General features: G+C 54.8%; 18 protein-coding genes, 1 tRNA gene and 1 riboswitch. Of the genes, 10 read left to right on the forward strand and 9 right to left on the reverse strand.

What is annotated here, in order from left to right; translation table 11 throughout:
• Positions 1 to 96 precede the first annotated feature (96 nt).
• Positions 97 to 1,746, reverse strand: coding sequence for an energy-dependent translational throttle protein EttA (gene ettA / locus AYK82_RS10495; RefSeq protein ID WP_068315079.1), 1,650 nt, complete (start codon positions 1,744 to 1,746; stop codon positions 97 to 99).
• A gap of 201 nt (positions 1,747 to 1,947) precedes the next feature.
• On the reverse strand, positions 1,948 to 2,613 hold the full coding sequence (locus tag AYK82_RS10500) for an energy-coupling factor ABC transporter permease (protein ID WP_068315082.1): 666 nt from the start codon (positions 2,611 to 2,613) through the stop codon (positions 1,948 to 1,950).
• A gap of 54 nt (positions 2,614 to 2,667) precedes the next feature.
• Positions 2,668 to 2,880, reverse strand: a riboswitch (cobalamin riboswitch).
• 806 nt (positions 2,881 to 3,686) lie between these two features.
• Here AYK82_RS10500 and AYK82_RS10505 point away from each other — a divergent pair.
• Positions 3,687 to 5,585: a putative bifunctional diguanylate cyclase/phosphodiesterase gene (locus AYK82_RS10505; RefSeq protein WP_068315084.1), complete on the forward strand. Its 1,899-nt coding sequence runs from the start codon at positions 3,687 to 3,689 to the stop codon at positions 5,583 to 5,585.
• Between the two features lie 6 nt (positions 5,586 to 5,591).
• On the opposite strand, the gene AYK82_RS10510 is transcribed toward AYK82_RS10505, so the two are convergent.
• Together AYK82_RS10510 and AYK82_RS10515 are read right to left on the reverse strand one after the other, a co-directional pair.
• Positions 5,592 to 9,365 carry an AAA family ATPase gene (locus AYK82_RS10510; RefSeq protein WP_068315087.1) on the reverse strand — a complete coding sequence of 1,258 codons (3,774 nt, stop codon included), beginning with the start codon at positions 9,363 to 9,365 and terminating at the stop codon, positions 5,592 to 5,594.
• The gene (locus AYK82_RS10515) at positions 9,362 to 10,618 is read right to left on the reverse strand and encodes an exonuclease SbcCD subunit D (RefSeq protein WP_068315091.1); all 1,257 of its coding nucleotides are present in this window, start codon (positions 10,616 to 10,618) and stop codon (positions 9,362 to 9,364) included. Before AYK82_RS10515 ends, AYK82_RS10510 begins: the two co-directional genes overlap by 4 nt.
• 360 nt (positions 10,619 to 10,978) lie before the next feature.
• Here AYK82_RS10515 and AYK82_RS10525 point away from each other — a divergent pair, with 360 nt between their 5' ends.
• The 8 genes from AYK82_RS10525 (at position 10,979) to nagA (ending at position 17,421) form a co-directional block, all read left to right on the forward strand.
• The gene (locus AYK82_RS10525; RefSeq protein WP_068315097.1) at positions 10,979 to 11,719 is read left to right on the forward strand and encodes a pirin family protein; all 741 of its coding nucleotides are present in this window, start codon (positions 10,979 to 10,981) and stop codon (positions 11,717 to 11,719) included.
• Between the two features lie 95 nt (positions 11,720 to 11,814).
• Positions 11,815 to 12,183, forward strand: coding sequence for an ArsR/SmtB family transcription factor (locus AYK82_RS10530; RefSeq protein ID WP_082733859.1), 369 nt, complete (start codon positions 11,815 to 11,817; stop codon positions 12,181 to 12,183).
• A gap of 12 nt (positions 12,184 to 12,195) precedes the next feature.
• Positions 12,196 to 12,600 carry an arsenate reductase (glutaredoxin) gene (arsC, locus tag AYK82_RS10535; RefSeq protein WP_068315100.1) on the forward strand — a complete coding sequence of 135 codons (405 nt, stop codon included), beginning with the start codon at positions 12,196 to 12,198 and terminating at the stop codon, positions 12,598 to 12,600.
• A gap of 60 nt (positions 12,601 to 12,660) precedes the next feature.
• Positions 12,661 to 13,362, forward strand: a complete 702-nt coding sequence (gene arsH / locus AYK82_RS10540; RefSeq protein WP_208976476.1) for an arsenical resistance protein ArsH — start codon at positions 12,661 to 12,663, stop codon at positions 13,360 to 13,362.
• A gap of 151 nt (positions 13,363 to 13,513) precedes the next feature.
• Positions 13,514 to 14,416, forward strand: a complete 903-nt coding sequence (locus AYK82_RS10545; RefSeq protein WP_068315106.1) for a glucosamine kinase nucleotide-binding domain-containing protein — start codon at positions 13,514 to 13,516, stop codon at positions 14,414 to 14,416.
• Positions 14,413 to 15,201, forward strand: coding sequence for a GntR family transcriptional regulator (locus tag AYK82_RS10550; protein WP_068315109.1), 789 nt, complete (start codon positions 14,413 to 14,415; stop codon positions 15,199 to 15,201). The genes AYK82_RS10545 and AYK82_RS10550 overlap by 4 nt, the downstream gene beginning before the upstream one ends.
• Positions 15,202 to 15,235: 34 nt before the next feature.
• Complete coding sequence (locus tag AYK82_RS10555) at positions 15,236 to 16,261, forward strand: SIS domain-containing protein (protein ID WP_068315112.1); 1,026 nt, start codon at positions 15,236 to 15,238, stop codon at positions 16,259 to 16,261.
• On the forward strand, positions 16,261 to 17,421 hold the full coding sequence (nagA, locus tag AYK82_RS10560) for an N-acetylglucosamine-6-phosphate deacetylase (RefSeq protein WP_068315114.1): 1,161 nt from the start codon (positions 16,261 to 16,263) through the stop codon (positions 17,419 to 17,421). Before AYK82_RS10555 ends, nagA begins: the two co-directional genes overlap by 1 nt.
• Positions 17,422 to 17,457: 36 nt before the next feature.
• Here the strand turns inward: nagA and AYK82_RS10565 are convergent, their stop codons facing one another.
• The 3 genes from AYK82_RS10565 to aptA all read right to left on the reverse strand — a co-directional run bounded on the left by AYK82_RS10565 (position 17,458) and on the right by aptA (position 21,656).
• Positions 17,458 to 18,396, reverse strand: coding sequence for a ChaN family lipoprotein (locus AYK82_RS10565; RefSeq protein ID WP_068315117.1), 939 nt, complete (start codon positions 18,394 to 18,396; stop codon positions 17,458 to 17,460).
• Between the two features lie 135 nt (positions 18,397 to 18,531).
• Entirely contained in the window at positions 18,532 to 20,034 is a 1,503-nt protein-coding gene (locus tag AYK82_RS10570) for an NCS1 family nucleobase:cation symporter-1 (protein WP_068315119.1), read from the reverse strand.
• A gap of 296 nt (positions 20,035 to 20,330) precedes the next feature.
• Positions 20,331 to 21,656 (reverse strand): omega-aminotransferase AptA, encoded by a 1,326-nt coding sequence (gene aptA, locus AYK82_RS10575; protein ID WP_068315703.1) that lies wholly within the window; start codon positions 21,654 to 21,656, stop codon positions 20,331 to 20,333.
• Between the two features lie 203 nt (positions 21,657 to 21,859).
• Here aptA and AYK82_RS10580 point away from each other — a divergent pair, with 203 nt between their 5' ends.
• Positions 21,860 to 22,495 carry a TetR family transcriptional regulator C-terminal domain-containing protein gene (locus AYK82_RS10580; RefSeq protein ID WP_068315122.1) on the forward strand — a complete coding sequence of 212 codons (636 nt, stop codon included), beginning with the start codon at positions 21,860 to 21,862 and terminating at the stop codon, positions 22,493 to 22,495.
• A gap of 37 nt (positions 22,496 to 22,532) precedes the next feature.
• Here the strand turns inward: AYK82_RS10580 and AYK82_RS10585 are convergent, their stop codons facing one another.
• Entirely contained in the window at positions 22,533 to 23,108 is a 576-nt protein-coding gene (locus AYK82_RS10585; RefSeq protein WP_068315125.1) for a COG3904 family protein, read from the reverse strand.
• Between the two features lie 178 nt (positions 23,109 to 23,286).
• Positions 23,287 to 23,363 (reverse strand) — tRNA-Ile (locus AYK82_RS10590).
• Positions 23,364 to 23,489: the final 126 nt, after the last annotated feature.

Consider the following 23,489-nt stretch of genomic DNA (forward strand, 5'->3'; position numbering starts at 1 on the left):
AAGGTGCTGCGGAGTAGCAGGAAGCTACACGATTAATGGCGAACAAAAAAGGCCCGCACGTAGCGGGCCTTGATTGTGTTCGCGCTCACTAGCTCCCTAGCGGGTCAGCGGCTTGTACTTGATGCGGCTTGGATCGGCAGCATGTGCACCAAGACGGCGCACCTTGTCTTTTTCATAGTCTTCGAAGTTGCCCTCAAACCATTCAACGTGGCTGTCGCCTTCAAACGCCAGCATATGTGTTGCCAAGCGGTCGAGGAACATACGATCGTGCGAGATCACCACAGCACAGCCAGCGTAGCTCTCCAGCGCATCTTCCAGCGCTGCCAGAGTTTCTGTATCCAGATCGTTGGTCGGCTCATCGAGCAGCAGAACATTTGCGCCCTGCTTCAAGACTTTTGCCAAATGCACGCGGTTACGCTGACCACCGGACAGATCGCCCACTTTCGCCTGTTGGCTTGGGCCTTTAAAGTTAAAGGAAGAGCAGTAGGCACGAGAGTTGATCTCTTTACCATCTAGGTAAATGATCTCGTTACCATCGGAAATTTCTTCCCAAACAGTTTTATTCGGGTCCAGCTTGTCGCGCGACTGATCCACATAACCAAGGTGAACACGCTCACCAAGTGTCACACTACCAGAATCTGGAGTTTCGTTGCCGGTCAAGAGCTTGAACAATGTCGATTTACCAGCACCGTTAGGGCCGATAACACCAACAATGCCACCGCGCGGCAGCTTGAAGCTCAAATCGTCAATAAGCAAACGATCGCCAAAGCCTTTGGACACATTCTCAACGTCGATCACGTTGTTGCCAAGGCGCTCGCCAACCGGAATCATGATCTGCTCAATGCTTGGCATCCGCTCTTCTTGCGCAGCGAGCAGATCATCATAGGCCCGAATACGTGCCTTGGATTTGGTCTGGCGCCCTTTAGGCGACATCCCCATCCATTCTTTTTCACGCTTGATCGCACGAGAGCGGGCCATATTCTCGCGGCCCTCTTGCTCCATACGCTTCTCTTTCTTCTCCAGATAAACCGAGTAGTTGCCCTCGTATGGAATGCCTTGGCCGCGGTCCAGCTCGAGAATCCAACCGGTCACATTGTCAAGGAAGTAGCGATCGTGGGTGATGATCAGCACCGAGCCCTTGAACTCGCGCAGGTGGCGCTCGAGCCAATGCACGGTTTCAGCGTCCAAGTGGTTGGTCGGTTCGTCAAGCAGCAGCAGATCCGGCTCGGAAAGCAGAAGCTTACACAGAGCCACCCGGCGGCGCTCACCACCAGAAAGATTAGTCACATCAGCATCCGATGGCGGGCAACGGAGCGCTTCCATTGCCATATCGACCTGACTTTCCAAATTCCAAAGATCCTGCTGGTCAATAATATCCTGAAGCTTCGCGCCTTCATCGGCGGTCTCATCAGAATAATTCATCATGACTTCGTTGTAGCGATCAACAATCGCCTGCTTGTGCGCCACGCCTTCCATGACGTTTTCCAGCACGTTCTTTTCAGGGTCCAGATGCGGCTCCTGTGGCAAGTAGCCAATCTTGGCTCCCTCTGCCGCCCAAGCCTCACCGGTATACTCCTTATCAAGCCCGGCCATGATTTTCAGCAGGGTGGATTTACCCGCGCCGTTTGGGCCAAGAATACCGATCTTTGCATCTGGGTAGAAGGACAGGTGAATATTATCGAGGATCTTCTTACTACCGTAAGCTTTAGAGACCCCGTGCATGTGATAGATGAATTGGCGCGCCATGAGGTGCCTACATCTCCTAAATGTGGGAACGAGTGGTTTTCTGGCTAGCACTTCTAAAGGATGCGCGCCCGCGGGGCAATAACTTCTAATGCCTTCACCACACAATGCCCCTCGTTATTCATTTGCATCACCGCATCGCCAAACGCAAAATGGCCGCCCTTCGCAAGGCGGCCATCAGTTTTTCGGCAAGAAGCGCTACATCTAGGCAAGCTTTAAGCTTGGCACCACTGTAAGACGCTGCACCAAAGCGCCGCCCTCGGCAGCTTTCAGCCCACGCACCGCCGCATAAGTCACTAGCGGCTCAATTGCCACAACGGCCAAATAACTGGCAGCGAACTGCGCCCATGCCAAAAGCGGGGTCTCAACTTCACCAATGAGCAGCCAGAAGCCAACCATGCCGGTCACACCAGCATAATACATGGCGTCAAGCTTAATAATCTGCGCGACAGTCGTACGTTTGCCAAGCGCCTGATCGAACAGTTTGCGCCCCGCCAGATAGTGCACGCTCACAAGCGGCAAGATCAAAGAAAGGCTATTCACCGACAAATGGACAAGATCGGCCGGTACAAACAGAAATCCTTGCACCAGCAAACCCAGAGCAAACCCCAAAAACACCGGCGTGAACCCCAGCGTCAGATACATGGCCATCGCACCAACGAAATGGAGCTCAGAAGGCCCGACCGGCATATGGAAACTCTCCATGAACAAGGAGAAGAAAACCGCCGCAAGTATCGTTTTTAGCGGAACCAAGGGATTTTTAAGGAACTCTGCGGCCTGCAACTTGACACCCCAAAGAACGACACCGGCTGCCGCCACATTCGCGGCCATAACCTTTGCCGCGGAAACGTAACCTGGCTCGATATGCATAATAATAACTCCTGATTATCGCACCCACCGTGCGTTTGGCCCGAATTATACGGGCATTGGACATATATTCAGGCAGGTCTCCTGGCTCACAGATCATGATGCGTTCTCTCCTTCCCAGCAAAAGCCAGTGGCGAAACGAGAAAGCACTCCCTGTTAACAGTTGCGGGGGCAGCTACGGCTCGAGCCCTTCTTTTGGTCTTCCCTACCGTATTCCCTTTTCATTCAATCCGTTTTTGCAGATCAAAAACCCGAATGCGCTGCACTATGGCGATTTTCTTTTGCTGGTGCAATCATGCCTTTTGTTTATTGGCGAAAAAGCACAGGTGCCGGTACAAGCAAGGTTCCCCGACAAAAAAAGGGCGCAACAGTAAGAATACTGCGCGCCCTATATAAGTCGACACTCCCCCATCTGAGTGCCAGCCGAAGCTGAAAATATTGATATACCGCAGCAAGATCCAAGTCTTTGACATATCTCAAGATCCACCCGCCAACCACTTGCAGAAAACCTATGCAATCGGAACCTGATTACTTTGCTATGGCAAATGACTTTGAAAAACTCTTAGCAACACGCTGCCATGCTCTTCCGAGCTACTTTCCCCCAACATTCTTTCAAGATGCACAAATCATGGAACGAGTATTTATCTTGATATCTACCCAAAGCAACTGAGAAAATTCAATCTAAAAGTAGAATACCTTTAATTATCCTTGGGTAATTACAATAATGAACACAGAAAAAACAGTCATAAAACTAGCCTAGCGAGAATTTATTTATCCAGAACAATTGGAGAGATGACCCTGATATTTTACTTGAGCACAGCTCCAACTATCACGCAGAACAAACGAATCTTAAAAACAATCCTAGGTAGATTAACGGGCAGGCCTTCTTGTTACAGCCAATCGAATTTCACTAGAATTTGATTTATTTTCGTTCATTATATTCATCTAAATGAGTTCACCTGAACCAAATGAACTCACAGTTTCCGGCGATGAATTAGACTTGCTTATCAATGAACCAGTCAAACTTGTGGAAGTATACATTTGGGTTAGCTGCAATATCCCCCCTTGGGTGTGCTATGTCCCGCGCCAACACGCCCACAAGTTTTATAGATATTTCTTCCGTCACTGAAGCTCCAAGCCCTCGAGATTTGGATGTGCCCGTCAACCTTTGGCAACTTGCGCTCGGAAACTATGGGTTTCTCCTAGTTTTTGCGGGTATCATTCTCTGTTTACTGGCGATTTTTACGAGGCAAACATCCAAGACATCTACAACTCACAACCCTGCTTCTCATGAGACCGCTAATCTGGAACACAAAATTGCGGCGCTCACCGTTTTGGCAGACAACGCCTTTGAAGGGCTGGTTGTATCTTGCAATAATAAGATCATTGCAGGAAATGCGGCCGCCGCGGAACTGTTGGGTTATCACCAAAGTGAGCTTACTGGCCTCCCCCTGTTAGACTTCGCAGCGCCAGAGTCCCGCGCTGATGCCATCTATCACATTTCGAAAAACTCAGTCCAACCCCGCCTACTGCAACTCTTGGACAAACAAGGTAATAAACGCCTATGTGAAGTGCGAGGGCGCGACATAGAGATAAGCGGTCAAAAATTACGCCTCACCGCGGTCCGCGATAAAACCCAACAATTAGAAGAGGAAATGCGCCTGTTGCATATGGCGCGTCATGACCAGCTTACCGATTTGCCAAACCGTGGTTTTTTTCGCGAAACGCTACTGCAAGAGCTTCATCGCTTACAGGTTACCAAAAGCTCCTGCGCAATCCTCCTGTTTGACCTAAGTAAATTCAAAGATGTCAATGACTTATATGGCCAGTCTGTCGCCGATCAGATCCTGCGCAAAGCCGGGGGTAGGCTAAAGTACCTCGCCGGACACACCGCCTTTGTCGCTCGCTACGGGGGCGATGAATTTGCAGTCATCCTAAGGGAGTGCAAAACACAGGCCGAAGTCAGTCTTAGTGCACAGCGTATGTTGGATTCGCTCGCAAAACCATTCTCGCTAAAAAACGATTTGAATATTCGCATAAGCGCTTGCGTCGGCATCGCCCTCATTCCAGAAGTAGGCAAGCACCCTGATGCCATTCTAGCCAAGGCTGGTCTGGCGCTCAAACGCGCCGAGCTTTCTGGCAAGGGGAAGCTGGCATTCTTCGAACCATCAATGGAAGCAAGCCTGAAAGAGCGACGCACCATTGAGCTCGATCTCCAGGAGGCGTTGCAACAGGGGCATCTGTCACTCCATTATCAGCCACAAGCTTGCGCCAACACAAATAAAATTGTTGGTTACGAAGCCCTCCTGCGCTGGAACCACCCATATCTAGGCCCCATACCACCATCCAAGTTTATCCCGATCGCAGAAGAAAGCGGCCTTATCATTCCAATCGGCCGCTGGGTGATACAAACAGCCTGCCGCCAAGCCTCCAAATGGCCAAGCGATTTGCGTGTGAGCATTAATCTCTCGCCAGTTCAATTCAGCGACGAGGAGCTTCTGGCGATCATCGAGCGTGCTTTGTGGACAACCGGTCTCAACGCCAATCAACTCGAGTTCGAGATTACCGAAAGCGTTCTTATCCAAGAAGACAACCACGTTGTACGGCTGCTCCAGCGCCTGAAGGAAAAAGGCATTAAGATTGCACTAGATGATTTTGGCACTGGCTTCGCTTCACTCAGCTATCTTCGCCGTTTTCCACTTGATCGCATTAAAATTGACCGCAGCTTTGTCTCAGGCGCGCCAACCTCGCAAAGCCTGGCAGCAATCGTCCGAACTGTGATCGCGCTTGGCAAAGCTCTTGGCATGGAAGTCGTTGCCGAAGGCGTTGAAACGCCTGAAGAGTTGGCCTTCCTACAAAAAGAAGGCTGCAACGAAGTGCAAGGTTTCCTACTCGGCCGCCCCAGCGCACAGCCTCGCATTCGAGAAACAAACCTCTCGCCAGACTGGCATGATAATGAAGCGCAAGTGAGCTAGCGTAAACTACCAACCGCTAGGGGCATGGACAGCGATCCGGCTGCGTCCTGCGCCCGCCTTTAACACCTGTATTTGCACTGGAATGCGCTCTTTCATCGCCTCGACATGGCTAATAACGCCGACTTTTCGCCCTTGCCCCTGTAGCATCTCGAGCGCATCAATCGCCACATCCAGCGTTTCACTGTCGAGCGTGCCAAACCCTTCGTCAATAAACAAGGTATCCGCAAAGGACTGCCGCCCTTCCAGATTCGAAAGCGCCAGCGCCAGAGAAAGCGAAACAAGAAAACGTTCGCCGCCGCTCAATGATCGCGTGGAGCGCCCACCGAGCCCTAGCTCCAAGTCCTCCACATAGATGCCAAGTCCAGCAGGGTCACGGCGCATCCGGTAACGCGGTTTCAAGTTATGCAGTTGCTTGTTGGCCAACGCCACCAGCAGATCAAGGGTCACGCCTTGTGCAGCTTTCTGAAACCGGTCACCATCGGCAGAACCAATTGCTTGGTTAACCGCACCCCAAAGCGCCGTCTGGCTTTGCGCTGCACTCAATTGTACTGCCAGTTGTTCAGCCTCGGCCCGGGCTACGTTATCGCATGAGAGACGTTCGTTGAGAGCACCTAGCTCCACCGCGTTTTGCTCGTGTTTGGCGCGCACCTCGTCAATTTGCTTGGTCAGCTCGCTCAGGTCCATAGATTCATCGTGCTGGGCTGCGAGCCGCTCCACATCGCTCTGCCGCAACTTGTAAGCTTCACACGCAAGCGCAGCCTCCTGTGTGAGGCGCTCCAGTTCCTCTTGTAGCTGCGCAAGTTGCTCATCGGCGGTGGGTCGAAGCAATGTAAATTGCTCCGGACTAAGCCCCTCGCGCTGTAGCGCCGTCGCAAATCCCGCCTCGCCCTGCGTGATTGCGGTGCGCAACTCTTCCAAGCGCGCCTTTTTTTGTGTGCTTTGCCCATGCGCAGCAGCAAGCTGCTCATTCACCTGCCCAAGCTGCCCCAAAAGCTGCGCAGCTTCTGCTTGTGCTTGTTTTAAAGCGTCTTGATGGCGCGCACGATGTGCCTGTGTGCCTTCACCGCCAAGCAATTCTGCGCGCGTCCGCTGCAATTCTCCAAGCTGCTGTTGGAGGGCATCCAACTGCTGTTGCTGCGGGAGCAATTGCCCCTCATTCTCTTCCAGTCGTGCCTGCAAGGAGGCAATCTCTGCCGCCATAGCGCCAAGCTGCACCTCACAGCGCTCCAGCTCGTCTTTACACTCGTTCCAGCTCTTTCTGGTTTCCCCAACAAACCGCAGGAGTGCTGACAAGCCGCGCATCAGCGCCTCACCTTGCAAGCCTGTTAAGCGGGCAGACTGAGGTGCGCCTGCCACATCATCAATAGCGGCAAGCAAACGCGCCAACTCGCTTTTTCCCTCTTTCAGTTGTGCTTCGCGCTCTTGCCGTTGAACCAGCAATCCGACGAGGTCAGCTTTAACAGCGCTTGCTTGCGCGCTTGCTCTGGTTAGAGACTGGTGCAACTCATCACGCGCCTGTTGCGCTTCTGCCAGAGCAACCCGCTGCGCCTCTAGCGCGGCCAGTTGCCCTTCAAGCTCCCCCAAGCGGCTCTTGCTCGCCTCCTGCAACCCGGTAAGGCTTCCCCGCCCAAGCAGTACATCCTCCAGCGGCGGCGGCGCAGGTAAATCAGACTGCTCTAGCATTAAAGGAAGGCCATGCCAGGCACGCCCTGCCTCTTCGCGCAAGGCGATAATCTCTTTCTCGGCTCGCGTTTTTTGCGCCAGAAGCGCTTGCAGCCTTGCTGCATCGCCGCTTTGCTTTGCCAACACCCGCTCCAGCGCCGCTCGCGCCTGCTTTGCGCGCACCTGCGCCTCTGTTCTAGCCTTTTGCACACCAGCGAACAGCTGTTGTTCTGCGGCCCCCTTGCTAGCTGGATGTTCTCGGCTACCGCATACCGGACAAGGCTCATCCTCTAGCAACCCGCTGCGCAAGTGCTTGACTTGTTCACTCGCAGCCATGTCCGCCAAGGCACCAAGGTCCGCCGTCATGCGTTCATTCTGACTGGCCTGATCGGCCACCTGCCTCGCCCCGTCTACTTCGTGTGCAAGGCCGGTCAACGCCGCCTCCAGAACAGTCACTTCTGTACTGATCTGCTCTTTATCTTGTTCTTTGTGCCGCGCCTTCTGCGCACTCATCTGTAGACTGCTAACTTGCTGCTCCAAGCGCAACATCAGCTTTTGCTGTTCATGCAAGCGTGCCCCATCAATTGCCGCAATCGCCTGCTGTTCTGCCGCCAGCTGCGCTTCGGCCTGTGCGACCTGTGCGCCCATATCTTGCAGCTTCGATTCCAGCTCCTGTTGGAGTTGCGCTTTCTCGTGCTCCGCCTGCTTTAACTGGCTCAGTTGCGCCTCTTGTTTTTGCAACTGCTCTGCCGTATCGCCTGCACGGTGCAAATCGCCCCGCAGGCTTTGCTCCGCGTCAACAATCGGCCTAAGCGGCTGTAATCGCTCCAGCTGCGCTTTCACCTTTGCTTTTACCGCAGCTAAATCCTGTTGACGGGATTGCGCATTGACCAGCTTCTCCCTCGTGTCTGCTGTGCGCACCGCTAAGTCACCAACGCGCCGCGAAAGCTTGTCACACTCTGCCTGACTATGTGAAAGCTGTAGGTCCTTTTGCTCCGCTAAACGCCATTGCGGCTCAAACTGACGGACTTGGTCCTGCAGTTGCGCGCTCAGCTGCTGTGCCTTTCTAAGTGCTTCCTGTTCGCCTTGGCGCTGCGCGTCAAGCGCTTGCATCTGCGTCTGCAATTGCGTGAAAGCATCAAGCTCACTAACCTCCTCGCCCTTGCGCATCTCCACTTGCTGTGCAAGCGGCTCTACGATTTTGATCCGCTTTAATGTTGCCAAAAGCTGCTGCTTGTCTGCCGCATTGCCCAGCCGTTGTTGCGCCTGGCCCATCGCCTCTCTTGTGCTGACAAGTTGCTGCTGCGCTGCATCAAGCGCTTTGTTTTTCTGCAAATCCTCTTGCAACCCTTTGAGCTGCGCCGCCTCACGCGCGCGTGAAACACCGAGGGCATCGCGCAAGCCTTCAAGCTCGGCCCTTTGCGCCTCATCGAGTAAGCCGATGGCCTCTCCTTTGTCCCGCAGCGTATCGACAACAGCCTGCGCTTCACTCGTGCGCTGATAAACTTGCTTAGAGATCTGCCGGTAGACAGAGGTGCCGGTAATCTTCTCCAACAGTGCCGCCCGCTCTTTGTCTCCAGCTCGCAAGAAAGCGTCAAAATCTCCCTGTGCCAACAACACTGTGCGGCGAAACTGCTCGTAGGATAACCCCAATATCTGCGGGATCACACTTTCCACGCCCGTAATTGAATTCTCCAAAACCACTTCATCAGAAAGTCGCATCAAGCTGCGCTCTACTTTTTGCAGCCTCCCAGATGCTTTACCGCGCGCCCGGCGCACCGCCCATCGAGCCCGATAGGCGTCGCCATCTTGGCCAGTGAAATCCACCTCTGCATAGCCCTCGCTCGCCCCGCGGCTCAACACGGTACGGCTGTCTTTTTCGCCAAGCGTCTCACCGCCAACATCGGTAAGCGCATAACCCTTGCCCTCTGCGCTTAATCTTGGGCACTGATTAAACAGCGCCAAACACATCGCATCAAGCAGGGTAGATTTTCCCGCCCCTGTTTCACCGGTGATGGCGAACAACCCGGCACCCTTTAGCGGCTCCTCTTCAAAATTTACCGTAAATCCTTGGGAAAGGCTGGCCAAGTTCTGACCACGGATACTTAGCAATCTCATTCTTCATTCTCCGTGGTCACTTGCCGAAACAGCGCAGTATGTGCCGCAGTGGCGGGAACCCCATGGGTCTGCTCGAAAACTTGCAGGAACAGATCTTCTGGTTGCAGTTCCGCCAACCGTTGCAGGCTCGCGCTCTCTTCATCTGCCAGTGTGCGTGGCTCATCTTTGCGCATAACGCTCATCCCCGCACCGCGCACCGGATAGTCACTCAGGATTTGCTCCAACTCCGCCCGCAATCCAGAGCCCGACGTCTGTGGTGCCAAATTCACATGCAAAAAAGGCCGCGCCTCTACTGGCACGTCACTCGCAAGCTCCAGCTCATCCAAAAGCCCGGCCACCTCTTCCAGCAGCGCGCCTTCCTTCCCGCCAATCCGATGAAACGCCACAGGGCGGGGCAACAGCACATGCTCAATCTCCGCCTGCCGCTTTCCCTCTTGAAAGCGAAGTAAACTCACCCCGTGCTTGTAGTTCTGCTCGCTAACGGACAGCGGAAACGGCGAGCCTGAGTAGCGAATGGTGTCACGCCCCACCCGCTGCGGCTTGTGCAAATGTCCCAGCGCCACATAGTCAAATTCATCACAAAAGGCCGATGCGGGCACAGCATGCTCACCGCCAACCAGAATGCGCCGCTCAGATGCCTCAGATTCTTCTCCGCCTTGCACATGCAAATGCCCTGTGGCCAGCAAAGGCAGCTCTGGCCCTGCCGCCTCGCGCCCCATTTGCGCCGCCTCGTCATAAAGTGCATGCACTGCCCGCACGACAGGGGAACCCTGCCCCTCATCACTCAAAGTGCCAAGGCTGGGCAGATCGCTCGCACGCGGAAACGGCAGGGCGACCACTTGCGCCCGCACCACACCAGCACCATCGCGTAGCGCCACCAGATGCCGTGCCGGATCAAGCTTGCCATGCAGCCAATTTACCCCGCCGCACACATGCACACCGATTTCTTGCAGCAACAACGCGGGCGCCTCCAACCGGCCAGCAGGGTCATGATTGCCCGCCACCATAACAGTTGTGAGGTGGGGCCTGACCTGACGCAGCCCGTGCAACACCTCGAACAAATGCCGCATCGCCTCTGCCGAGGGGTTTTGGTTATCAAAAACATCCCCGGCAATGATCAGGGCATCCACCTGCCGCTGCTCTACAATCTCGCGCAACTGTGAGAAAAAGCAAGCATGCTCATAGCCGCGCGACCAGCCGTTCAACGTTTGGCCGATATGCCAATCGGCACTATGCAAAATTGTAAAGCCCATGCTGGCGAAAAAACCCACCTGTGAGAATCTGAAAACCAAAGCCCACAGAGTAACGCCCCGCGCCCTGCACTTTGTTAAACCTCCAACGCTTTCCAATGGTTTCAAGCAGTTACCAACAATCCCCACACAGCTTTTCGTTACCCACAGGCATCATGGGGAAACACTGGGGAAAGCCTGTGCGCAGCCCGATGATAACTTGGGCACTGCCGTGGAAAGTCAACACTGCATGGTTCATCGTTCAAAAATTGGAAACACTTAGGCAATGATTACTGAAATTGTCCAGAAAAGCATTCACTCCTATTGTAGTTGCAACAGCCGCCACAATAAGAACCCGCGGCAACTCGTTAAGGAGAAAACGTAATGTCCACCGCGATCCATCCAGACGCTCTGATCGTCAAACTCGCCGAAAGCCGCGGTCATGTTGATCATGGCTGGCTCCGTGCCGCCCATTCATTCAGCTTTGCCGACTATCACGACCCGCAAAACATCCATTTTTCCCAATTGCGCGTCATCAACGAAGACCACATCGCCCCCGGAGGTGGCTTCCCCACGCACCCGCATCGGAACTTCGAGATTTTCACATACCCGCTTTCCGGCTCCATCGCCCATAAAGACAGCTTGGGCTCCGAAGGCACGGTGAAAGCAGGCGAGATCCAGTATATGAGCGCCGGTCGTGGGGTGCACCACTCCGAATTCAACCCCTCAAGCAGCGAAGAAACGCATCTGCTGCAAATCTGGCTGATCCCAAACAAGACCGGCACCGAACCACGTTATGAAGCCCGAGAGATCGCCTCTAAACTACAAAATGGCACACCACACCTCTTTCTCTCCCCCGATGGGCGGGAAGGCTCCATCGCCATGCAAAGCGATACATTCGTTTACGCCCTGCGCCTGCAAGATGAGAAGACCACCACAATGCAGGTTGCAGACGATCAAATCGCCTACATTCAAATTGCCAAAGGCGCTGCAAGCATCAACGGTATAACGCTAAAACAAGGGGACGCCCTGCAAGCCCTCGCATCAGGAGAGCTGAGCTTTTCCAACGGCGAGGAGGCTGAGCTCATTGTCTTTATGCTACCAGCCGAGCCTGAACAGCATTAACAGCACCAAACGTTAATAAGAGCAAAGGCCACCCCTCCAAGGCCTTTGCCTTAGACAAACTTGCAACACTACAAATATTTTTGTAGTGTTGTGAGATGAATGAAAACAGTGCCATCAGCGCGCTCAGCGCCCTTGCCCACAAAGACCGGCTCGCCGCGTTCCGGCTAATCCTGAAGCACAGCCCCAAGGGCTTGCCATCAGGTGAAGTGGCGCACCTACTCGCCATCGCACCCACGCGCATGTCATTCCATCTCACCACACTGCAAAAGGCGGGTCTGCTCACCACGCACAAGCATGGCCGGCAAGTGTTTTACGCCCTGCACAACTCCACCATGCAATCCCTGCTGCATTTCCTAACGGAGAATTGCTGCAGTGCTGGGGATGAAACTTGCAGCACCAGCGATTGCCAGCTGGAACCCTGCGCACCGACCACACCACCTGATATCTTAAAATCATCGCTTTAGAGGGACAAAGCCATGCAAGCCACCATCTACCACAACCCAAAGTGCGGCACCTCGCGCAACACGCTCGCCATGCTCAAACAAGCAGGTATCACACCAACTGTCATCGAGTATTTGCAAAACATGCCAGATCGCGCCACTCTGACCCAGCTCATCAAGGCAAGTGGCCTCACAGCGCGCCAATTCATGCGTGCCAAAGAAGCCCGCTTTAAAGAACTGGGCCTTCAAGGGGACAACTGGAGCGATGAAGAGTTGATTGGCTTCATGCTTGAAAATCCCATCCTGATGAACCGCCCTGTCGTCGTCACCGATCTGGGCACGCGCCAATGCCGTCCTTCTGAAGTCCTCCTGGAGATTCTGCCCGAAGGTGCGATTGCCAGCTTCACCAAAGAAGATGGCGAGCAGGTCACCGGCCGCTAGCTCACTATTCGTCAAACACAACCGAGATAACCTAGAATGAGCGCTCCCGACACCTCGAATATGCCAAATATAGAAGCCAGCTGCTTTCAGGAGATTGACAGGCAAGCCCTGCTTTCGCCGCAGATCAGCACACACAAACCGCGCATCCTGCTTCTGTACGGGTCACTGCGCAAGCGGTCCTTTTCCCGCCTATTAACGGAGGAAGCCGCACGCATCCTGCAAGCACTTGGCGCAGAAACGAAGACTTTCGACCCCTCCGGCCTGCCCCTGCCCGATGATGCAGAGGCCGACCACCCCAAGGTGCAAGAGCTCCGCGAACTCATCATGTGGTCTGAAGGGCAGGTCTGGTGCTCTCCAGAGCGCCACGGCGCCATGACCGGCATTATGAAAACCATGATCGACTGGATCCCGCTCTCCCTCGGTGCCGTTCGCCCCTCACAAGGCAAAACGCTTGCGCTAATGCAAGTCTCCGGCGGATCGCAGAGCTTTAACGCACTGAACCAGATGCGGGTGCTGGGGCGTTGGATGCGGATGGTCACCATCCCGAACCAGTCTTCGGTGCCAAAAGCCTTCTTGGAGTTCGATGACGATAACCGCATGAAGCCCTCTTCCATGTATGACCGTGTGGTTGATGTGATGGAGGAACTGATGAAGTTCACCCTGCTCACACGAGATTGCTCGGATTACTTGGTTGATCGCTATTCCGAGCGCAAAGAAAGCGCGGCAGAGCTTTCCAAGCGTGTCAACCAACGCAGCATCTAGCAGCGCTAGACCCAAGTGTTTGACAAGGAAGCGGCAGCCCACGGGTTGCCGCTTTTCTTTATTCTCAAACAGAATGTAAAGAAGACCACTTAAACACCACTTGCTTAATGGTATTTAATTGGTATTATAATTTGCGATAGGAGAGATACCAATGAGTGACTCGCAAACCTACCTGCTGGGTATAGATGGAGGCGGCAGTGGCTGCCGCGCCGCACTTGCACAGGCCAATGGCGCGCTCTTAGCAACCGCAAGCGCCGGCCCTGCCAACATTGTTTCCGATCAAGCTGGCGCTTTGGCCGCTATTCGTTTCTGTGCACAAGAAGCGCTCGCGCAGGCAGGCATTGATCAACGCGCGCTCGCCAACTGCTACGCGGTCCTTGGGCTCGCTGGTGTCAACGTGCTAACCGCTGCCCAAAAGCAAAGCCTCGCCGCACAGCTTCCCTTTGGCCGCAGCCTGTTTGTTTCCGATGCTCTAGTAGCCTTGGAAGGCGCGCACGGCCCCAATGATGGCATCATCGCCATCCTCGGCACAGGCTCTGCCCTGCTTCGTCGCGAAGCAGACGAGTGCCAATTGATGGGCGGCTGGGGCTTCACCGCAGGCGATCAAGCCAGTGGCGCCCGCATGAGCCTTGCAGTACTGGAAGCAACCCTGCTTGCCCATGATGGATTGCGCCCCCACTCTGCTCTCACCGAAACCATGCTTGCCCGCTTTGGCAACAACGCAGAAGAGCTGGCTACGTTTACACGCCGCGCCAGCCCGAAAGAGATAGCCGCGCTTATGCCGTTGATCCTGCCCTTCGCCGAACAAAAAGACCCGCTTGTCATTGAAGTTCTCCAACAGCATGCGGATTATCTGGCAAGAGCAATCACCACACTGTCGAAAAACAGCGCCCTGCCTGTTGCCATGCTTGGCAGTATCAGCTGCTTTCTCGCACCATACTTACCGCAAGAGTTACAAGACAGGCTGCTGACCCCGAAAGGCGACGCTGTCGCTGGCGCACTCTCCTTGGCCAAGCGCTGTCTTTTAGGGACGGACAAAGGGGCGCACCCATGAGTAAGACCGGCGTTCACACCGATCCTCATGCCATTAGCAAGATCTTCGCGCGGGAAACCTGGGGCGCAGAAGGTGGCCCGCTCTACCTGCAGCTGGTTGGCCGTATCACCACCGGCATTCACACAGGCGCACTGCCCCATGGCGCGGCTTTGCCAACCGAGCGTGATCTTGCCAATATGACAGAGGTTTCCCGCGTCACAGTCCGCAAGGCGATTGCAGAATTAGTCAATCAAGGTGTTTTGGTGCAGCGCCAAGGCTCGGGCACGTTCGTCGCACCCAAAGTCGAGCAGCTCGATCAGTCACTGGCTTCTCTTACCTCGTTTTCGCAGGAAATGGCCGCACGAGGAAAAACTGTCTCCAGTAAGTGGCTGCAGCGCTCTGTGACCCGCGCCAGTTCTGAAGAGGCTCTAGCCTTAACCTTGCCTACGGCGGCCCCCGTCGTCCGCCTTTCCCGCTTGCGCTTGGCAGATGGTGTGCCCCTCGCGCACGAGGTCTCGGCCCTTCCCGTCGACGCCGTGCCAGACCCACTTGCCATCAAAAGCTCGCTCTACGATTACCTGAAGGAACAAGACGCCCCTCCGGTACGCGCTGTGCAGCGTATCTCCGCGATCATGTTGTCCGAACCCATAGCCACCCAGCTGCAATTACCAACTGTGCAGCCAGCGCTGCATATCGAGCGCATCGCCTATCTGGCCGATGGCCGCCCGATTGAACGCACCTGCTCCATTTACCGTGCAGACGCCTACAACTTTGTTGTCGAGCTTGATATCTCCGGAAAAAACTAGCCACCCTCCCACTGTGTTGCGAAGGAATAGCCCCATGACCACCACCCACATGCGCCGCGAAGTTGAAGAAATTCCGGCCCGCGTTGCCCAGCTGCTCACCGAAGGCGCTGATGCGATTACCGCAGCCTCGGATAATCTGAAAAGCGCGGATCCCAAATTTCTCGTCTCTATTGCCCGTGGCTCTTCAGATCATGCCGCGCTCTATCTCAAATATGCCTTCGAACTACTGGCAGGCCTGCCCGTTGCCTCCATCGGCCCCTCTGTCGCCTCAATCTATGATGCCCCGCTGAAACTTCGGGACGCTGGCTGTATCGCCATCTCCCAATCAGGCGCCAGCACCGACATTGTCGCTCTAGCAAAAGCAGCACGTGAAAGCGGCGCCCCGGCCATCGCAATCACCAACAACAGCCAGTCAGACCTTGCCAAGACCTGCTCTTCAACGCTCGACATTCTCGCCGGACCGGAGCTGTCGGTTGCCGCCACCAAAACCTATGTCAACTCCATCATCGCCGGTCTTGCTACGCTTGCTGAGTTTACCGGAGACGCTGCGCTGAAAAACGCCCTTGCCGCTCTGCCCGACCAGCTGCAAAAAGCCATCTCTTGCGATTGGAGCGCACTAACCAAGCCAGTGGCAGAAGCCAGCTCGCTCTACATTATTGGTCGCGGTCCCGGCTTTGCTGTTGCCCATGAGGCGGCGCTCAAGTTCAAGGAAACCTCCTCAAAGCACGCAGAGGCCTACTCCTCCGCCGAAGTACTGCATGGGCCGGTCTCCATCGCCGATCAGGCTTTCCCAGTACTCGCGCTCGCCTCGCGCGATGCCGCGGAAGCATCCCTGATGCAAACAATGGGCCGCATCGCCGAGCAACAGGCCAATGTCTTCGCGACCTCTGAAATCGAGGTCGCGGGCACCCGCCTGCCATTTATCGCCACAGGCCATCCGCTCACCGACCCGCTGTCGCTTGTCGTCTCGTTCTATAGCTTCATTGAAGGGTTTTCTCGCCATGTTGGCTATAACCCTGACACACCCAAACACCTGAAAAAAGTAACGGTGACCCGCTAATGACAGCGCACCCGACAACAGCTTTCACCGGTGCCGATATCTTCACCGGCCACACAACACTCAGCGGCCAAGCCCTGCTCATGCAGATGGGCAAAATCACAGGTTTTTGCCCTGCCGATCAGTTGCCGCAAAACGCGAAAAAGATCGAGTTGCAAGGCGGCCTGCTTGCTCCGGGCTTCATAGATCTGCAAGTGAATGGCGGCGGCGGTGTGCTGCTCAACGAAGCGCCCTGCGCAGAAGGCCTTGCGACAATTTGCAAGGCTCACGCCCCTTTGGGCACCACCGCACTCCTGCCAACCCTGATCACCGATAGTCCGCAGGTAAATGCCGCCACCCGCGCCGCAGCGCGTGAAGCCTTGGCAAACGATACCCTGGGTTTTCTTGGCCTGCACTTGGAGGGACCGCATCTTTCCATTGCCAAGCGCGGTGCCCATGCTGAAGAGCTGGTACGCCCCATGAAAGAGCAGGACCTGCAAAACCTCATCGCTTTGAAGCAAGACCTGCCGGTTCTCATGGTAACTGTCGCACCGGAAAATGTCAGTGATGAGCAAATCCGCCGCTTAAGCGAGGCTGGTATCTATGTAAGCCTTGGCCACTCCACCGCCGGTTTTGCCCGCACAAGCGAGGCACTGGCGGCAGGCGCGCGCGGCGTCACCCATTTGTTCAACGCCATGACTGGCCTTGGACACCGCGAACCCGGCATGGTTGGTGCAGCTCTGAGCAACGGCGCGGCATGGGCGGGGCTGATTGCCGATGGCTATCACGTGCAAAAAGAAATGCTCAATCTTGCCTTGCGCGCCAAGCAAGGCCCCGCGAAGATCTTTCTTGTAACCGATGCCATGTCCACCATCGGCACGGATATGGATCACTTCACCTTGAACGGTCGGCGCATCAACCGCGCAGACGGAAGGCTCACTCTGGAAAATGGCACCCTCGCCGGCGCGGATCTGGACATGATTAGCGCGGTCCGTTTCGTGATCAACGAACTTGGGCTAAGCAAAGAGGAAGCCTTGCGCATGGCCTCGCTCTACCCCGCGCAGGCAATCGGCTTGTCAGCAACTCTCGGCCAATTCAGCGAAGGCGCGGACGCCAGTATCCTGCACTTGAGCTATGACATGCAGATCAATGCCGTCTGGATCAAAGGCGAGCAAGCCGCGTAAAAGCACATCATCGGCAAAGGGGCCCAAGCAAACACGTCACTCGTGCCCCTTTGCCGCCTTCTCTTTGAGTTTTTGCAGCTGTTCCTTGTATTGCTCGCAAGGGTCTTCGCTGGCCACGGCGCGGGTAAACCACACATAGTCCGCCAGCCCTTTCGCAACCTCCAGATAATCGCTGGCTCTCAGTTTTCCCTCACGCACTTCCAGTGGAGAAACCACACGTGTCCCCTCCAGTGGCAGAAAGTGTGGCACCCCACGATCTTTGCGCACATGCCCGTTGCCCGCAATCAGCACCGCGCCAGATCGCTCTGCCGCGCGCATTTCCTTCGCCATCAACGCATCCTTTAGCCGCTGCATCGCCACCATCGGCGCCATATGCTCGGGCGGAACCATCTGGCAATGCGAAACCACCAACTCCTCCACCAAATCCGCCTGCTGACTGTCGCTGTATGCTCGCTCCCAGCGCAGGCCCTGCGCATCCTCCGGCGGCGTCCCTCTGGCAACGCTCTTGAGTGCCTCGCGGGTTGGCCCACCAGCCACAATGGGCAGCTTGGCGGCCATCGCCACTTCGAAAACCGGCGCATACATCGCAAAATCTGGCCACCCGCGCTCCTCCCAGCGCAGCGCCTTACCCAGCCCCGCCATATCATCAGCAAAGCCACCCTGCGCAATCGCTTGGATCACCGTGTTTGAGGCGCTATCGAGCATCTCAAAAACCACACGCGGCGGCCGCTCACCCTGTGCAATTGCCGCAAGCAACCGTGCCTGAATGTCATGATGGCGCGGGTTGTCGTGTTTTTCTCCCAGCAACACATAGCGATAAGGCAGAAGGGCAGCGCCGAGCTCATCTTCAGTTACCGCTACGCCTGCATTCACATCCCAAATCACATCGTTAAGGGGATGCGGTTGCTGGGCCAGTCCCGCTCCGGCCACGTTCACCATCATGAGGCCACTCAACGCCGCAACCAGTTTTACCATCTGCCTCATCATTGCATTCCTAATAACGCCTACAAACATGACTTGTTGATTTAACTTATCGCATGCCCCCTCGCAAAGCAAAAAGGGCGACACATATGTGCCGCCCTTTTTTCCAAAATTACTCAGTTTTTTAAGCTATTTACGCCCAAAGATCGGCGCCAGTACCAGATAGGCAGCACCAGCAACAAACAGCCCGACGAACCAAGCATAGGTATAGATAGCTGCAAAGATATCCGGGATATCCTGCACCAAGCCAACCCCCTGCAAGAAGCCGGGGAAGTTTGGCGCAATACCGATAAGCATCGCCAGCATACCGGCCCAGTTCCAACCGTTTGAGGCAGCGTAAATGCCATCTTTCTTAAAGAGCTCTGCCACATCCAGCTTGGTTTTGCGCAGCAGATAATAGTCAGCCAGCATAATCCCGGCAATTGGCCCCAACAGCGCTGAATAGGCAATCAACCAGCCCACAATATGATTAACCAGCACCCAAGGGAACATCACCAAGCCAATCCCGGCAGTGATATAGCCGCCACGGCGCATGTTGATGCTGCGCGGCGCAAGATTGGAAAACCCATGCGCTGGTGCCACAACGTTTGCCGCAAGGTTTGTTGTCAGCGTCGCCACAATCAGCACCACCAACGCCAGAATAATACCCATGCCGCCCATGCGCTCGGCCAATGCCACAGGGTCCCAGATAGCCTCACCGTAAATCACCACAGTTGCCGAGGTGACAGCGGCCGCGATAAAGGCAAACAGCGCCATGGGCAATGGCAAGCCAACAGCTTGGCCAACCAACTGGTCTTTTTGGCTGGAGGCATAGCGGGTAAAATCTGGGATATTCAGCGCCAGTGTCGCCCAATAGCCAATCATCCCTGTTAGGCCCGGCCAGAAAGCGCTCCAGAACTGCCCCTCTTTCGGTTGCCCCACATCAAACTGGCTTGGCGTAGACAGCATTGCACCAAACCCGCCAGCTTGCACATAGGCCCACGCCAACAGGGCAAAACCCATAAGCAGCAGGAACGGCGCGGCGTAAATCTCCAGCCAGCGGATGGACTCGGTCCCATTGCGGATGAAGTACAGATGCAGCGCCCAAAACGCGAGGAACGAAATAAACTGGCCCGCATTAATGCCAAGCACCGGTAGCGCCTCGCCCGCCAGCGCCCCATCAAACAGGGTGTTCAAAATCACATAGATCGCCGAACCGCCAACCCACGTCTGGATACCAAACCAGCCACAAGCCACGATACCACGCGCAACAGCCGGAATTTTCGCCCCGACAGGCCCGAAGGATGACCGCAGCAACACAGGAAATGGAATGCCATATTTGGTGCCCGCATGGCCAATCAACACCATCGGCACCAACACAATCACGTTGGCAAGCAGGATAATCACCACCGCCTGATCCCAGCTCATTCCATCACTAATCAGGTAGGATGCCAGCATATAAGCCGGAATGCTCACCACCATACCAACCCAAAGCGCGGCAATCGACAGCCAGTTCCATGTGCGGGCCTGCGCCGATGTGGGCAGTTGGTCTTCGTTGTAAAGCTCAGCATCAATACCGGCGAGCTGGCTATGCATAATGCCGAACTCGTCCGCGACTGGGGTCTCAGATACCCCGGTTTCCAATTGTGACATGATTTTCCCCAAAAGAGATCTCTGCAACGCATGCAATGTCATAGGACATCGCGCAAGCAAATTGGCGAGGGTTTAACACAAGTCAAAACACTGTCATGTAAAATCTGAGATATTTTAATTGTCAGAGCCTGCAGAATCGGAACAACCGCATATCCTCTGCCAAGTATTCCACATTTACCTTTGTTTTTTTACTGCTTGGTCAAAGCTTAAGCGCAAAACAACTTTAGGCAATGGCCTTCGATTCCCAAATCGCAGACCAATACCACCCAAACCATTTTTACAGCTGCGTAATCTGCTTAGCTCATCCGCAGAACACGCCCCAAGCATTCGACGATCTGGTCAATCTGAACCCGATTAATAATAAGCGGGGGCGAAAGCGCAATTATATCGCCCGTTGTGCGGATCAACACCCCCTCTTCATAGGCCCGAAGGAAGGCATTAAACGCGCGCTTGGTAAGTGCTCCCGCAATCGGATCAAGCTCCACAGCCCCTACAAGACCAATGCTACGAATATCAATCACATGCGGCAAATCTTGCAGGCTATGTAATGCCTCAGTCCAATAGGCTTCCAGCTCGCCAGCACGCACCAATAGCCCTTCTTCACGATAAACATCCAACGTCGCCAACGCCGCAGCGCAGGCCATCGGGCTGCCTGAATAGGTATATCCATGAAACAGCTCAATGCTTTGCTCGGGGCCTTGCATCAGCGCATCATATATTTTGCCCTGCACAAACACGGCCCCCATGGGAATAACGCCGTTGGTCAGCCCTTTCGCGCACACAACCATATCCGGCACAACATCAAAATGCTCCACTGCAAACGGCGAGCCCAAACGGCCGAACCCGGTAATTACCTCATCAAAGATTAAAAGGATATCATGCTTATCACAAATCTCGCGCAGTCGCTTCAGATAGCCCTTCGGCGGGATTAGCACTCCGGTAGAACCTGCCACCGGCTCCACAATAACTGCCGCAATTGTCCCCGCCCCATGCAGCGCCACCAGTTGCTCCAGCGCGTCCGCCTTGTCTGCGCCGTGTTCCGGCTGGCCTTTACAAAAAGCGTTCCGCGCCAGATCGTGCGTATGTGGCAGATGATCAACGCCCCCCAAGAGCGCACCATATTGCTGCCTGTTTGCGACGATGCCGCCAACGGAGGTACCGCCAAAATTCACCCCATGATACCCGCGCTCGCGGCCAATCAGGCGCGTACGGCCACCTTGCCCGCACGCCCGTTGATAAGCCAATGCGATTTTCAGCGCAGTTTCCACCCCTTCCGAACCGGAGTTGCTGAAAAAAACGTGATCAAGCCCGCTGCCTTCCGGCATCAGTTGCACCAAACGGTTGGACAACTCAAACGCCTTGGGATGGCCCATCTGAAAGGCAGGCGCGTAGTCCAGTTCTTGCGCCTGTACAGCAATGGCTTCGCTAATCTTGCTGCGCCCATGGCCCGCGTTGCAGCACCAAAGCCCCGCTGTGCCGTCCAGCACTTGCCGGCCATCAGCGCTGGTATAGTGCATGTCCTTGGCCGCCACGAGCAAGCGTGGCGCCTGCTTAAACTGACGGTTCGCCGTAAACGGCATCCAAAACGCATCAAGATCATTTGGTAAGGAAGACGCCGCCATGCCTTTGCTCCCACTCAGCATTCCACAGGATTTCAAGTGCTAGCAAAACTAACGAAAAGACATAAGCTAGACCTGCGTCTAAGTTGGCAGCGAGGCACACACGGCACAGTTGTGCGACAGATCGGCTAACCACCCGCGCGGCCCTTTCTGCTACTCTCAAAATCTGCTAGTGCAAAGACAACCATAACAGACAGGTGCAAAGCATGGCGCGTGCGTCAGACGCCAAAACACAAACGCGCATTCAGCGCGAAAAAAAGCAAATCATCTTGGAAGCCGCACTCGAAGTGTTTTCCGCTCACGGCTACAAGGGCGCGACACTGGAGCAAATCGCCAACCAGTCCAATCTGTCCAAGCCCAATTTACTGTATTACTTTGACAGCAAGGAAGGTATCTTCCAGCGCCTTATCGAAGAACTTCTGGTTTCCTGGCTTGATCCGCTGCGCAAGTTTTCCGCCACCGGAAATCCCGTCGAAGAGATTTGCGCCTATGTTCAAAGAAAGCTGGAAATGGCGCGGGACTACCCCCGCGAAAGCCGCCTCTTTGCCACAGAAATCATCCAGGGTGCCAAGCATATTCATCCGCAACTGGCAGGCCCTCTTAAACAGCTTGTTGATGATAAAGCTGAGATTATCGAGTACTGGGCCCACAGCGGTGCCATCAATCCGGTTGACCCTTACCACTTGCTATTTTCGATTTGGTCAACAACGCAGCATTACGCAGATTTCAGCAGCCAAGTAAACGCCATCTTAGGGCACAACGCACCCAATTGGTTTGTGGATGCATCTGCGCACCTTGATCGCATGTTCCGCGCCATGTTAACGCCTCCAACCAAAGCATAGCCTTGGTTGGAGTTCTTTCGATCACATAGAGACAAACCTAGTTGGCGATCTGGTAGCGTTTGATTTCGCTTGAGGTCATCCAATGCACATCATCAGCTGGCGCAGCTTCCAGCGTATACCAGTAAAACGCCTCTTGTATGCCTATGCTGCGGTAGTACTCTAGATAATGTTGGTGCATAGGGTCATCCTTTGGCGCTTCAGCACCGGTTTGCCCATCGCTGTCAGCCCAAGAATGCACGCCAATTTGCGCACCTTTCGCAACTATGCGTTTCTTGCCAGCGAGAAAGAAGTCCGTACCACCGGATGCCACCATGCTGTCCTTCGTCAGACGTGTGGTCAACCCCGCCTCCCGCACCATAAGCGCTGCCTCCAGATTGGCCACATCATCAGCAGAACCCGGTACCTCAACCAGAACAATCTCTTTCAACTTCGGGTTATCCTCAAGCAACTCTTCCACGAGATCCGGTGCGTCACTGTCAATAACACCGCTCATATAGGCAGTTGCACCCTCAACACGAAAGGAAAGCTCCTCATCCGCGTTGGCCAAACCCACAACAACAAATCCGGCAACAACCGCAGCAACACCTGTTGCTGCCCACTTTTTAAAACTCATTCCAAACCCCAGTCAGCACAATTTAAGCAAAAACCCGCTTGGGCTTCTGCGCTTTGAAAACTATCTGACCAGTTTGAGCTTCATTGTTTTGTCCGGCACATCTTTGAAAATAGAAACAGCAGCCTCCACCTGCATCACTGGAGGTCAGCATCACTCATATTGCGTTTTGGGAAGAAAGTGGTGGGCCCGGAGGGACTTGAACCCCCAACCAATCCGTTATGAGCGGACGGCTCTAACCAGTTGAGCTACAGGCCCACTTAGGCTTTTCCTATACCAGTGTACCGCCCCTAGTAAATAGGAAATCTCCATCTTTAAACATGCAAGTTTGAAACAACGCTTGCCTTTAGCCTCACCCATCTCCAAAAATTGCTTCATACTTAT

This window comes from Polycladidibacter hongkongensis, from assembly GCF_001561995.1.
GTDB lineage: Bacteria > Pseudomonadota > Alphaproteobacteria > Rhizobiales > Stappiaceae > Pseudovibrio > Pseudovibrio hongkongensis.